The sequence below is a fragment of the Acetobacter malorum genome, from assembly GCF_001580615.1.
Classification (GTDB): Bacteria; Pseudomonadota; Alphaproteobacteria; order Acetobacterales; family Acetobacteraceae; genus Acetobacter; species Acetobacter malorum.
The window spans coordinates 220531-233261 of the sequence record NZ_LHZC01000054.1 but is presented as its reverse complement, the minus strand read 5'-3'; the positions used below and the strand labels follow the sequence as shown (position 1 = coordinate 233261).

Sequence of the window (12731 nt, the reverse complement as noted above, 5' to 3'; positions counted from 1 at the left end):
AGCGAGGCAGGCATGGAAGTATCGACCCTGGTCTATTTTGTAAGCCTCGTTCGTAATCATTCCGTACATGATGCGGCTATGGAGTTGAACGTCAGCCCAACAACCATAAACCATGCGGTTTATGCGCTGGAGCAGAGTGCTGGAGTGCCCTTGTTGCTGCGGAATGCTCATGGCCGGGAGGCCGTACCCGTAACGACAGCCTATGGCGAAAGTTTTCATCGCACGTCTGTTCTTTTTCTCCAGTCATGCCTGAGCCTTATCTCTCCTGCTGAAAGGGGAGGAGAGGTCAGTGCGCAGTTAAGCGAACAGGACCTGCATGCAATAAGGCAGTCGGGCATAACCTTTAGAATGATCTCATATTTTCTGCGTGTGTGTGATGCGGGCAGTATTTCTGCTGCTGCAAAAGGGCTTGCGGTTACCCAGCCTGCACTGTCGCGCCAGATTGGCAGGTTTGAGACTATTCTGGGTTTTCAGCTTTTTGAGCGAACGCATACGGGCATGCAACTGACTGCTGCTGCGCGGCCACTCAAGGACACATGCCAGACTATGGCGCTTCTTTTTGATCGTCTGAGACGGAGCCTTAGTCTTGGGTATTCCCGTGCGGTAAAAGACCTTAAATTTGCAGCAATGATTCCATCTAGCAGTAAAAGTGCTTTGGCTTCCCTGCTGGCCGGGCTTATTCCGCTCTGGCACAACCGGGCTTATCAGCCGTCCCTGAGCATTACAACCATTGTGGTGCCAGCCATTGTTGCGGGCCTGCTTGATAAAACCTACGATGTTGGCTTGGCAGATGTTATTGATGTGCCTGCAACATTGGATTTTCTTGATTTTGAAACATCACCGATTTTTCTTGTTTTTGGAAAAACGGATCAGAAAATTTCCTTAAATGATGATCCGGCGCGCATTATAGCTGCGAGCACCATGGCGCTGCCAAGCTTTGGTACCGGAATGCGCTCTCTTACAGATGCGTATCTGGAGAGTGCAGCCGTGAGACCACGCGCCGTGCTGGAAACACAGTCCATGTCTCTCATGCTCCGGCTTGTGGAAGACAACATGTGCTGTGCCATTCTGCCAGCCGGGTCGTTTGAATACCACAATGTTTTTTCCAAACAGTTGCCTAGGCGATTTTCGCGCACAACCCGCCTGCTATGGCGGCGCGATTATCGCAATATGGATGTCATTAGCCGTCTGACATCGGCATTGCAGGAAGTCCGCTCGGGTTCGCGATGTTGTTAAGAGCGCATGCCTTCCATTGAACTCTAGAACCCATTTATGCCCACGAAAGAAAAACACTATGGTTAAGAAACGTATTTTTTTAACGGTATCAACCCTTCTGAGCGGTATCGGGTCTCCGTTGTTTGTTTATGCTCAAAGCAATACGGCACCAGCGGTTATTAAAAGTGACCCGGAAAAACACGCAGAAAAAAATGATGAAAAAAAGAAAAATGCTGCAGACAATGTAGAAGCCATTGCCGTTTTTGGGCATGGGTCTACCCGCCAGACAATGTCCATTGGTCGTGCCAGCATGCAGCAGAGTGTTCCCGGAACATCTGCGCTCAAGGTTCTGAACGAACTGCCGGGCGTTTTATACCAGTCTGCTGATCCCTTTGGTGTGTATGAATATTCCAGTCAGATATTCATGCGTGGCTTCAGCCAGTCCCAGCTTGGGTTTACACTGGATGATGTGCCTCTGGGTGATCAGCAGTTCAATAACTATAATGGACTTGGCGTTACACGCGCTATTATTTCCGATAATATTGGCAGTGTGAATGTCTCTCAGGGAGCAGGGGGGATTGATGTTGCCTCAACGAGCAATCTGGGTGGCGCGGTGGAAATCCATTCCATGGATCCGTCACACAAGCGCGGCGGTGCTGTATCCCAGACATTCGGGAGCAATGCGACGTTTCGGACATTCGCACGGTTGGATAGTGGAGACCTTAATGAATCTGGTACGCGTTTTTCCGTTTCCTACGCTCGTCTGAACGGGGATTTATGGAAAGGGCAAGGTTACGATCATTCCGATCAGGTCAATGCCAAACTCGTTCAGCCTTTGGCGCGGGAGTCATCGCTCAAGGTCTTTTTTGACTGGAGCTCGACCCAGCAGTTTGACTATCAGGACATGACCAAAAACTGGCTTTCTACCGCAGGGTCAAACCTGTCCAATTATTATCCTGATTATACTGCGGCCTATCAGGCCGCGCAGGGGACTTATCCTGCGCAGATCAGCAAGACCAACGACCCTAAGGATGCTGCCTATTATGCAGGGACAGCCAACAGGGTGGATTACCTGGGCGGGATTACGCTGGATGAAAACCTGACGCCAAACCTGAACTGGAAAACCACCCTTTATGGGCATGCGGATACCGGGTACAGCACATGGACAACACCCTATAAAGCCTCGCCCAATGGAGCGCCCCTGTCGCAGCGGGTGCAGCAGCCACAGGTTGCACGTGGCGGGTTTGAAAGTGCTGTAACATGGAAAGTCGCACGGCACACGCTGAATGCCGGCGTCTGGTATGAATACGGAAACTTTGAAACCGGTCGTTATTTTTCGCAAGCGCCCCTTCTGGGGCAGGGCACGCTTGGTAACCCCACAAACGGTTTTCCGGGGGACAAGATATTCGCAACTGCATGGCATGAAGCGTTTTCGTCCAACACATTTGTGTTTCATATGCAAGATACCTACCGTGTGACAGATACGCTCAAAATCAATGCTGGTTTTAAATCCATGATTGTGAACGCCGGTAACAGCGTTCTGGCGCAGGACCAAACAATTAACGGCAAACCTATTGCGCAAGGGCATCTTGAAGCCTCCAATGCCTTTTTGCCCCAGATTTCTGCCAACTGGCGTTTTCTGCCACATCATGAACTGTTTTTTGATGTGTCACATAATATGCGTTCTTTTCCAGAGGATGGGTTTGCCACCAATATTTCGGCAAGCCCATGGACAGCCTCTCAGGCCTCGTTTCAGGAAACCAAGAAAAACCTGCGACCGGAGACAGACTGGGTTTATGAAGGTGGATATCGTTTTAGTTCACAGTATATCAGTGCGTTGGCTTCTCTTTATCGGATCAATTTTTCTAATCGTTTGCAGTTGATTACAAACTCAGCGGGCATCAATCCGATTACCGCAGTGCAGAATGTTGGTGGTGTTACAACCAATGGGGCAGAGGCCAGCATTACGCTGCGGCCCGTGCATGGGTTATCAATCTATAATTCGTTTTCGTACGCCCATTCGACTTATGACCAGAACGTTGTTACCTCCAATGGCCTGCAGGCGACCCGTGGCAAGCTGGTCCCCAATTATCCGCAGTTCATGTATAAAGCCAATATTGCCTATCAACTGGGCGACCTTAACTTGCATGTAGACGGGTCCTATATTTCGCGGCGGGAACTGACGTACACAAATGACCTGCATGTGCCGGGATATTTTTTAATGAATTTTGGCGCACGGTATAATTTCGGTGATGCGGGACCGTTTAAAGGCATCAATGCCAGCTTCAACATCTATAACCTAGCCAACAAGACGTATATTGCCACTACCAACGAGCTGGGGAATAATTTTGTTAACACAGGTTACAATTATTTCCTCATGGGTGCGTCCAGACAGTTCTTTGGCACAATTAGCACGGCGTTCTAATGGCAGACTATTCTAATAGCCCGAGTGTTCTTCTGGCGCCCGGTCAAATGTCGATTGCTGATATCGAACGTATTGCGCTGGTCGGGGATCTGGTTCTGCTATCAACGCAGGCACTGACGGCTATAGAGGCAGGTCATGCCTGCCTGTTGCAGCATATTGCTGCGGGTACAACGATTTATGGCGTCAGTACCGGGCTTGGAGCCAATGTGGACATACCGCGCCAGCCAGGTGTGGCGCGTGCACAGCAGCACGACGTGCTCTGGGCACGTGCTAGTGGCACAGGACCAGCTGCGACTGACGCACAGGTCCGTGCCATGGTGGCTGTAAGGCTGGCACGGCTGGCACTGGGACGTTCGGGTATTTCTCCTGCCGTAGCAACGGCGCTGGTTGATATGCTTAATAACCATATTACGCCGGTCGTCCCGTGTGTTGGTGCCTTGAGTGAGGGAGATCTGGCACCAATGGCCCATATTGCCAGTCTTCTTACTGGCAAGGGCCATGCCAGCGTAGCAGGGAGGGGCCGGGTCTCTGGGGCTGAGGCGTTTGCGCAGGTGGGGCTGTCGTTACCTGTTCTGGGCCCCAAAGACGGGCTTGCCCTTATCTCCTCTAATTCTGCGTCCATTGGGCTGGCCTGCCTTAATCTTGGCAGTATCCGCAGGCTTATGCGGGCGCATATTGCTGCGTTTGCTGTGTCATGCGAGGGGTTTTGCGCAAACCTCTCCCCTTTTCAGCCGCAGAGTGTGCAGTTGCGCCCCGCTGCGGGGCAGGCGGAGGTCAGTCATGCCCTCCTTGGTTTGCTGGATGGGGGGACATTGCATCAGAGCGGACATGCGCGCCGGTTGCAGGACCCGATCAGCTTCCGGAGTGCGGCATCCATCGCAGGGGCTGCACTAAAAAGTTTGCAACAGGTGCAGCGTGCCGTTGAGCTCGAACTCTCTTCCAGCGATGACAACCCGGCCGTTGTGGCGGAAACAGACAGCATTATCCCGAACGGGAACTTTGACCCGACGCATGTGGCAGTTACGGTTGATGCCCTGCATCTGGCCTTTGCAAGAATGGCGGCTGCAACCGGGGAGCGGGTTATCAAAATGATGTCTCCCTCAGTGTCTGGTCTGCCACGCTTTCTGGCTGAAGCAGAGGGAGATGGTACAGGCTTTGCCCCAGTGCAAAAAACGGTTGCAGCATTGGTGGCAGAGATTGTGCATGATGCAATGCCCCTGTCGCCCGTGGTTATACCTGTGGCTGAGCGGGTGGAGGATTATGCCTCTCTGCTCTTTCCTGCCCTATGTCGTGGGCAGCGCCTGATTGCGCGTATGTATGAGTTAACTGCCATAGAAATCATGGTGGCAGCGCGGGCCATTGCCCTGCGCCCACCTGTGCGTCTGGGGCGCGGCACTCAGGCGTTAATGGACAGGCTGGCCCCCTTATGCCCCCGGTTGCCGCTGGAGCAGCCGGTGGCGGATAACATTGCCCTTCTTGTGCAGGCCATAGAACGCTCGGATTTTTTGGCAGACTTCAGCATTCTGGCTGATGAAGTCTAGGTAATTCTGCTTCCTGTTGGTGCAGGATGGCAAAGAGTTTTTCAGGAAAAGTAAAAACATGACCGATGTCCAGATCAACTATCTTAATGGCGCAGATGTCGCCCGTCTTTCCCTCACGGACCATGAGATCATGGAGGCGGTGTCTGGCGCTCTTGCCGCGCAGTCCCATGGGCAGACAGTGGTTGAACCACGTGTGCATCTTGTGCCCGAGAGTTCGGACAAAGGTCATTTTAATGTCCTGCGTGGTGTTATTCAGCCACTTGGTCTGGCGGGTGTTAAAATTGTTGGTGACTTTGTAGACAATTACAAACAGAATCTGCCGTCCGAGATGGCGGTGCTCAATCTGTTTGACCCTGTGACCGGTATGCTCAAGGCCATTATTGATGCAACACGGATTACAGATATGCGCACAGGAGCGATGACCGCACTGGGCGCGCGCTTTCTTGCTCCCAGAAATAGCCGCATACTTGGTCATATTGGTACACGTGGAACCGCGTATTGGAATATCAGACTCCTTGACCATCTCTTTGATTTTGAGGAAATCCGCGTACATTCCCGTAGGACAGAAAGTCGGCAGGCCTTTGCGCAGCGTCTGGAGCAGGATCTGGGTAAAAAGGTGACCATTACAACAACATGGGAGGCTTGTCTGGATGGGGCGGATATTCTGGTCGAGGCCAGTCGGTTGCCAGAGCCAACACCACTCCTGAAAACCGAATGGGTTCGTAAAGGTGCATTGATTATTCCATACGGCACCATGAGCGCGCTGGAACTCAGCCTAACAGATGTGGTCGATAAAGTGGTGGTGGATGATTGGGGGCAGTGTGGTCCGGGCCGTCCATATGGTGCTTTGCGTCAACACGTGGATCAGGGGAAAATCACGCGTGAAACTCTTTACGCAGAGTTGTGTGATATTGTTGGGGAGAAATTACCGGGGCGGGAAAATGATGACGAGACAATTCTGTTCTGGCACCGCGGGTTGAGTATTACTGATATTGCACTGGGTGCCGCTCTACTGGGCAAGGCAGACAGACTTGGTATTGGCCAGAAGCTGCAGTTTTGAAAACAATTTGAGGGACCTTCCAGATGAGGTAAATGATCTCCCTATCGCATCGATGTGCCATGATGGAGTTACCATGACACTAGGCTCAGGATTCATAACCAGAAGATGACGGTTGTTGCGAGGCAGATGGCCGAGAGGAAGACGGAGGGGCGCCTGTCATAGCGTGTTGCGACCCGTCTCCAGTCCTTGAGCCTGCCGAACATGATCTCGATACGGTTGCATTATTTCCGCTTGTCATATTTTATCAATTCTCCACGGGATTTCCGTTCTGGAATACAGGATTTGATCCTTTTCCTTCAGAGCATCTCTGAACCAGTCAGTATCATAGCCCCGGTCCGCCAGCATCCATTCGGCTGGTGGAAGACTGTCCAGAATGGCAGCTGCGCGGGTGTAATCACTGATCTGGCCTGGTGTCATGAAGAAGTCGAGGGGACGTCTGTTCCGGTCGGTGGCGGCATACCGCTTCGTATTTATCCCGCCTTTGGTGGTGCGTCCAATCAGACGGCCAAGCGTCCTTTTTTAACCGCAGGCTCGAAGGCCTTGCGATGTGCCTTGAGATAGGTCGCATCAATCATGATCATCTGAGGGTCTACCTTTCCGGCAGCGAGTCCATCCATCATGCGAATGAAGGCCCCCATAGTAATCCAGCCCTCCCAGCGGTTCTTGTGGGGGGGCGTTTTCCCGGAGGCATCACTCCAGTGCAGACCGTTCCGATTGACGAAGATGATGCCACTCAGCACGCGATGATCATCAAAGAGTGGCCTGCTGCGGCTTTTTGGGGAAAAAGGGACGCATCGGAAAAAATATGATCTCGTCAAACCCTGTTTAGAATAACGCTCCAATACCATTTTATGCCTTATAAAGATCGTGATGATCTTGAAAGAATTTTACAAAATGCGCCGTCATTGGGTTCTGCATAGTAGTTGCTGTGGTCATGGCTACGCTCCAGCGGGATGCAGGATGATGTATCGGATGTAGTGTTACCGTATCAGCAGGTAATGAGAAGCCATTCAGGCATGAGCGGTGAATGATGGCGCAGGCCAGACCGAGAAAGTCTGTTCTGGGTTCGAACTTGGTCGTGCCCTCATGAAGGAACTGTTCCCACGCCGCGATCACAAACTCAGCGGGGGCGCAGGACTTGGAAAATTGCCGGTTGCTCTTTATCGATAGGGGAAGATGGCTCGTAAAATTTCCGTCTTTCGTCAAAGTAACCAAGGCGTCGTCAAGTAACCACCCATCGACTCGGACTTGAAAATCGAGCCGTTCAACCATACCCAACCTGTCGGAAAGCGGTTCAGCGGCCAACATGTGGGCCAGTAGCCATGCAATGACCTGGTCTTCAAAAGTGAAGCCGCCCCCAGCAGTGTTTTTTGGAGCTGCTACGTTTTTTGCCATCGTTGTTTGAGTCCGCTGCTTTTGAGCCGTGCCCGCTGATTATTATTCTGAGGCGCGTAAGATGTCAGTGAGAGCAGGCAGGTGCCGCACTAGGCACGCGGTGTATAGAATGACACTTTCTGGCCACGTAGCGTAGGCGTTTTTCACTAACGTCTGCTATTCGAAATCCATTCAACCCTTACGACCGGTCAACATGGGCGCCTGGCGGTTCCAAGCACCATGCATGTGAATGGCAACTTCTTGCTTACCTGCTTCCGATAACCGACATTCCGCTTCCCCCCCCCATTGCGGTCAAAGCGCACTATTTTTGCAGCATCATTTCCGCCATTCCATCCAGCCTTGCCTTATGTCGTTCCCACTCTGGCATGACACGTTCCATAAGTCCCCAGAATGCCGGGCCATGATTGTGCTCCTTCAGGTGGCACAGTTCATGCAGGATGACGTAATCAATGCAGTCACGCGGAGCTTTGACCAGATGCGGGTTCAGCGTGACGGTGCCTCCCGGTGAGCAGTTGCCCCACTGGGTCCGCATGACCTGAAGCTTCAGGGCAGTGGGAATACTGACCCACAGCGTTGTGGGGAGAAGGGCAGACAGGCGGTTTCGAAATACCTCCTGTGCCCGCGTAAAATACCAGAGTTCCAGTAGCTTCTGAATCCGCAAGGCGTTGCGTTCCTGCGCGGAAACTTCCAGCCGCCCACGCAACATGCGCACGGTTTCTGGCGCATCAGGCTGATGATGTACTTTCAGCAGATGCCGCCGCCCCAGATAGAAGTGGCTTTCCCCGCTGACATAAGCACGCGGCGTGGCGTGTTCCTGCACCGCCCGGAAGTCCCGCAGCTTCTGCCAGATCCAGCGGGTTTTCTGGTGCAACGCCTTTTCCAGATCAGCCTCTGTTGTGCCATCTGGGACAGAAGCCTCCACACGTAGGTCCGGATGTACCTTGATCCGCAGAGTTGTGCCGGGGCGCGCTCGGGGGACCAGGTTTACGCGGATCTGCTCACCGCCATAGGTCAGAACGCGAGAAGGGGTTTCTTCCATGCTCAGCCACGCAACGGATCAGCAGGTCCGGCCCGCATGATCTGGATGACCTGCTCAATGATCTCCTGCGCCTTGTCCACGCCAAAGCCCGCTTTCTGGCCCGTGCTGAACAGGAGCGGCAGCATTTCTTTCCTGACCGACCTTTCCATATCGGGGCGGCTGAGCGAGTTCTCCCGCACGGCCTTGTCCACGATTTTGTCGATCTCGAACGCCAGATCAATCCAGCGCTGTGTCTCATCATCCGTCTGCTTATGGTTGAAGATGGCAGCAAGTGTTTTGAGGAACACGCCATAATAAGCCTGCGCATGCCGGTGCCCGTCAAAAACAGTCGGAATGTTCTCCAGCTTGCGGTTGGCCACCTGTTCCTCGAACTCCTGAAGCAGCATGAACTGCTTGAGCGGATGATCAAACAGGCTCTCTGCTTCCGCGATCACCTTGCGCAGCAGGGCCGAGAAGGCTTCCTTCGCATAGGGATCATCCTGCATCTCATGATCGATCATTTTCGTCACACGGGTGCGGATCAGATCCGTCTCGTTGCGGGTTTTTTCTTCGCTCCATGTCTCGGGCTCGTTGTATTCGGGTTTCTGCCCCATCTTGCCGACTGCATAGAACCCTTGGGAGTCATGCACCTTCACCCCGGCCACATGCCGGTCCAGCAGCTTCTTTACCTGCTCGGCATACTGGTCGAAATCCACCGTCTCCCCCGTATCCTGCAGCACCATCTGGCGCAGGCTGGTCAGTTGCTTCAGCGTCTCCTTGTAGGTGGCGCGGTCCTTTTCCGTGAAGCCGGTGCTGTCGCAGGCCAGCATGCCCTTGAGGTCCTTGTCGATGTTGTTGTCGAAATGCGTGGCCAGATCCATGGCAATCAGCCGGATGCGGTCATCTGCCTTGTAGACCTGATTGGCGCGGGCAAAACGCTTCTTGAGGTCCGTGACCTGCTCTTCCGTCAGCCCCTGCGTGATGCGTTCAAACCAGGCATCAATGGCCCGGTCGTTCACATCCAGATCGGGCTTGCGTTCCTCATAGAGCAAGGGTGTCACAGTCCCGTCGGAGACAGCCTGCTGCATGGTGTAGGAGTGGATGATCCTGCCAAAGCGGCTGGTGGTTTCACTGCCTTTGAGCAGCGGCGTGCCGGTAAAGGCGATGAAGGCGGCGTTGGGCAAAGCGTGCTTCATGCGGGCATGGTTCTCACCGCCCTGACTGCGATGCCCTTCATCCACCAGCACAATGATGTCCGTGCTGTCATTATGGCATTCCGCATAGCCGGTGGCGGTGTGGAACTTGTTGATGAGCGAGAAGATGATCCGCTCCTGCCCATGCCCGATCTGCTGCGCCAGACGGCGGCCAGAGGTGGCCAGCGCGTCTGCCTTGTCCTTCTTGTCCGCCAGTTCGCCGCCGGTGGAGAAGGTGGTGCTCAACTGGCGTTCCAGATCCTTGCGGTCTGTGACCACCAGAATGCGGCACTGCTTGAGGTCGTCATCCAGAATGAGTGCGCGACTGAGGAACACCATGGTGAAGGACTTGCCAGACCCCGTGGTGTGCCAGACCACGCCGCCTTCTCGCCCGCCGTCACTGCGGCGGGACTTGATGCGTTCCAACAGGCGCTTGATGCCGAAAACCTGCTGATACCGGGCGACGATCTTGCCCGCCTTGCGGTCGACCAGCGTGAAGTATCGGGTCATTTCCAGTAGGCGCTGGGGAGAGAGCAGGCCAATCAGCAGCCGATCCTGATCGGAGACATGCAGCGGGCGGGAGGCCCAGTCCTCGAACCACGCCTGGTCAGAGGGTTTCCGCTCGGCAAACAGCGCGTCTTTTTGCGCACCCGAAAGCGGCGTGTTCTTGAGCGTCTCCATCCGCCACGCCTCGGACCGCCGTTGCCTGGCGATCTTGGTGGGCCGTTGCTCAAGGCTGGCGTGGGTGCTCCCGGCATGGCGACACCGGCCGCACCCGCAGATCCGGAGAAGCAGCGCATCGTTCAGGAGCAGGAAGCGGCGCGGGTCAGCCATCTGTTCACCCAGACGCAGATGGGTCGGGATGTCGCCACGCCCGCGACACCCGGTACGACGGCAGCCCAGCCCAGCGGCGCGCCTGCCGATCGCAAGCAGGCATTCCTCGATGGCCCGGTTGACCACCGCACCGTCAGCGCTGAACGGCTTGCACCGTCCCCCAGCCCCTATGTGCTCCAGGCGGGTGCGATCATACCCGGTGCGCTGATCACCGGTATCCGTTCGGACCTGCCGGGCGAGGTTACAGCGCAGGTGACGGAGAATATCTATGACAGCCCGACCGGACAGATCCTGCTGATCCCGCAGGGGGCGAAACTGATCGGCCGCTATGATTCCCAGATTGCCTATGGCCAGACCCGCGTGCTGCTGGTCTGGACCCGGCTGCTGCGCGGGGCCGGGGATTCGATCGTGCTGGAGAACGAACCGGCCGCCGATACGGCGGGGTTCGCGGGCTTGCAGGACCAGACCGACAACCACTGGGGCGAGGTGTTCAAGGCCGCCCTGATCTCGACCGTCCTCAGTGTCGGCTCCGAAGCCGACATCAGCGGCGGCAATGGCATCGCCCAGGCCCTGCGCACCGGTGGGTCGCAGGGCTTCAACCAGATCGGCGCGCAGATTGTGGGGCGGTCGCTGAATATTCAGCCCACGAACATTATCCGGCCGGGCTTTCCGGTGCGGGTCATGGTGCATCGTGACCTGATACTTACCCCATACCAGCAGGAGGCATCCCGATGACTAAACTCCGGCTCGGGCTGATCGCGGACGACAAACCGGTTCGGCTCACTCTGGAACTTCCTGCCGCCGTGCATCGCGATCTGGTGGATTATGCGCGGCTGCTGGCGCGCGAAGGAGGTCAGTCCGAGGTCGTGCCAGCGAAGCTGATCCCGCCGATGCTTGCGCGCTTCATGGCCGGAGATCGGGCGTTCATCAAAGAAAAGCGTCTGAAGAAGGTTGGCTAATCTCGCCGAGTTAGGTCGCGGACGAAGGCGATAAAACGTCCCGTTAGGGCATCGAGGCACTCGCTATTCCAGCCAAGATGGACAGGCAAAAGTATTTTCCCGCCGCTGAGTTGGCGAAACGCGACACCAGGGAAGCCGCATTCGGCTTGACTCTGCGATGCCAGTGTCAAACCAAACCCTGCGCCGACGAGTGCAAATACAGATTGTTTTCCAGCGGGATGCTTCTCGATTCTCGTGTCGAATCCGAGGATTTTTAGATAATAGTCCTTGATGCTATTATCGTTACCCCAATCCTGAACGAGAAATGTCTCATTACGCAGGTCCTCGTGCGAAACATACGAGCGAGAGCATAATGTATGATTTTCCGGTAACGCCACCACCAGGTTCTCGTTATAGAACGGTAGACACTGAATCCCGTCGTCTTTATCACAAGGAATTGAAAAGACGGCGTCCACTCGACGCTGAAACAATGCCATGCGAAGGTCTTGCGACCCCATTTCATAAATGATTATTCTTATCCTTGGATGTCGCTTTTTCCACGTCGAAAGCGCCAGGCGAAACTTGCTACTGATTGGTGGTAGCAGACTTCCAATCCGAATCGCTTTTCGGTCGCCACTACCCAGACGTTTTCCCGACGTTCTGATATCGTCTACCTGACGAAGAAGTAAGAATATTTTCTCAGACAATATTTCACCGGCAGGTGTTAGACGAATACCATTTCGATTTCGTTCAAATAAAGTGACGCCGAGTTCGTCTTCAAGTTTGTCAACGGCGCGGGTTACGGTCGAGGCTTTTACGCCATGAATGCGCGCGGCATGTGTGAAGATTCCAGCTTCGACCGCAAGTTTGAAATATTTAAGATTGGCGGTTCGCATGATGCGAGCGGATGAAGGAAGATATCGTTGACACGCCAATGGCAGCGACGACCATCACGTAGAAAATGAACGAACCTGCCTTCTGAATTTGCTGGGTTACGAATTCCCTCATGTTGGCCATCCTTCACCTCATGCTTTGAATGACGTCACTACGTCACTACGTCACTACGTCACTACGTCACTACGGCGGCTGGCAGATTCGTGGGGCCGAAGACG

8 protein-coding genes and 3 pseudogenes are annotated in these 12731 nt (G+C 54.4%); 6 read left to right on the top strand and 5 right to left on the bottom strand.

Annotation, left to right across the window (positions count from 1 at the left end):
- The first annotated feature begins 12 nt into the window (after positions 1 to 12).
- From AD930_RS12815 to AD930_RS12800, 4 genes are read left to right on the top strand one after another with little or no spacing between them, the layout of a single operon-like run.
- Positions 13 to 1236 (top strand): LysR family transcriptional regulator, encoded by a 1224-nt coding sequence (locus tag AD930_RS12815; protein ID WP_082781872.1) that lies wholly within the window; start codon positions 13 to 15, stop codon positions 1234 to 1236.
- Between the two features lie 58 nt (positions 1237 to 1294).
- Entirely contained in the window at positions 1295 to 3640 is a 2346-nt protein-coding gene (locus AD930_RS12810) for a TonB-dependent receptor (RefSeq protein ID WP_082781871.1), read from the top strand.
- The gene (locus AD930_RS12805; RefSeq protein ID WP_061506543.1) at positions 3640 to 5181 is read left to right on the top strand and encodes an HAL/PAL/TAL family ammonia-lyase; all 1542 of its coding nucleotides are present in this window, start codon (positions 3640 to 3642) and stop codon (positions 5179 to 5181) included. The genes AD930_RS12810 and AD930_RS12805 overlap by 1 nt, the downstream gene beginning before the upstream one ends.
- A gap of 58 nt (positions 5182 to 5239) precedes the next feature.
- Positions 5240 to 6241 carry an ornithine cyclodeaminase family protein gene (locus AD930_RS12800; RefSeq protein ID WP_061506542.1) on the top strand — a complete coding sequence of 334 codons (1002 nt, stop codon included), beginning with the start codon at positions 5240 to 5242 and terminating at the stop codon, positions 6239 to 6241.
- Between the two features lie 92 nt (positions 6242 to 6333).
- On the opposite strand, the pseudogene AD930_RS17485 reads toward AD930_RS12800, so the two are convergent.
- The 4 genes and pseudogenes from AD930_RS17485 to AD930_RS12775 form a co-directional block, all read right to left on the bottom strand.
- A pseudogene (locus AD930_RS17485) lies at positions 6334 to 7089 on the bottom strand (IS5 family transposase).
- A gap of 1 nt (position 7090) precedes the next feature.
- Positions 7091 to 7636, bottom strand: a complete 546-nt coding sequence (locus AD930_RS12785) for a hypothetical protein (RefSeq protein ID WP_061506540.1) — start codon at positions 7634 to 7636, stop codon at positions 7091 to 7093.
- Between the two features lie 301 nt (positions 7637 to 7937).
- Positions 7938 to 8675 (bottom strand): M48 family metallopeptidase, encoded by a 738-nt coding sequence (locus AD930_RS12780; RefSeq protein ID WP_061506539.1) that lies wholly within the window; start codon positions 8673 to 8675, stop codon positions 7938 to 7940.
- A gap of 293 nt (positions 8676 to 8968) precedes the next feature.
- A pseudogene (locus AD930_RS12775) lies at positions 8969 to 10531 on the bottom strand (DEAD/DEAH box helicase family protein); the annotation flags it as partial.
- On the opposite strand from AD930_RS12775, the pseudogene AD930_RS12770 reads away from it, so the two are divergent.
- Positions 10526 to 11416, top strand: a pseudogene (locus AD930_RS12770) (TrbI/VirB10 family protein); the annotation flags it as partial. The pseudogenes AD930_RS12775 and AD930_RS12770 overlap by 6 nt on opposite strands.
- Positions 11413 to 11640, top strand: a complete 228-nt coding sequence (locus AD930_RS12765) for a DUF2274 domain-containing protein (RefSeq protein ID WP_061506537.1) — start codon at positions 11413 to 11415, stop codon at positions 11638 to 11640. The pseudogene AD930_RS12770 and the gene AD930_RS12765, both read left to right, overlap by 4 nt.
- On the opposite strand, the gene AD930_RS12760 is transcribed toward AD930_RS12765, so the two are convergent.
- On the bottom strand, positions 11637 to 12515 hold the full coding sequence (locus tag AD930_RS12760) for a LysR family transcriptional regulator (RefSeq protein WP_061506536.1): 879 nt from the start codon (positions 12513 to 12515) through the stop codon (positions 11637 to 11639). The two genes, AD930_RS12765 and AD930_RS12760, sit on opposite strands and share 4 nt — an antisense overlap.
- Positions 12516 to 12731 lie beyond the last annotated feature (216 nt).

Excerpts from the sequence above, each read along its gene's own strand:
- AD930_RS12760 (WP_061506536.1), bottom strand. The coding sequence starts at position 12,515 with ATGCGAACCGCCAATCTTAAATATTTCAAACTTGCGGTCGAAGCTGGA.
- AD930_RS12815 (WP_082781872.1), top strand. The coding sequence starts at position 13 with ATGGAAGTATCGACCCTGGTCTATTTTGTAAGCCTCGTTCGTAATCAT.
- AD930_RS12800 (WP_061506542.1), top strand. The coding sequence starts at position 5,240 with ATGACCGATGTCCAGATCAACTATCTTAATGGCGCAGATGTCGCCCGT.
- AD930_RS12765 (WP_061506537.1), top strand. The coding sequence starts at position 11,413 with ATGACTAAACTCCGGCTCGGGCTGATCGCGGACGACAAACCGGTTCGG.
- AD930_RS12805 (WP_061506543.1), top strand. The coding sequence starts at position 3,640 with ATGGCAGACTATTCTAATAGCCCGAGTGTTCTTCTGGCGCCCGGTCAA.
- AD930_RS12785 (WP_061506540.1), bottom strand. The coding sequence starts at position 7,636 with ATGGCAAAAAACGTAGCAGCTCCAAAAAACACTGCTGGGGGCGGCTTC.
- AD930_RS12780 (WP_061506539.1), bottom strand. The coding sequence starts at position 8,675 with ATGGAAGAAACCCCTTCTCGCGTTCTGACCTATGGCGGTGAGCAGATC.
- AD930_RS12810 (WP_082781871.1), top strand. The coding sequence starts at position 1,295 with ATGGTTAAGAAACGTATTTTTTTAACGGTATCAACCCTTCTGAGCGGT.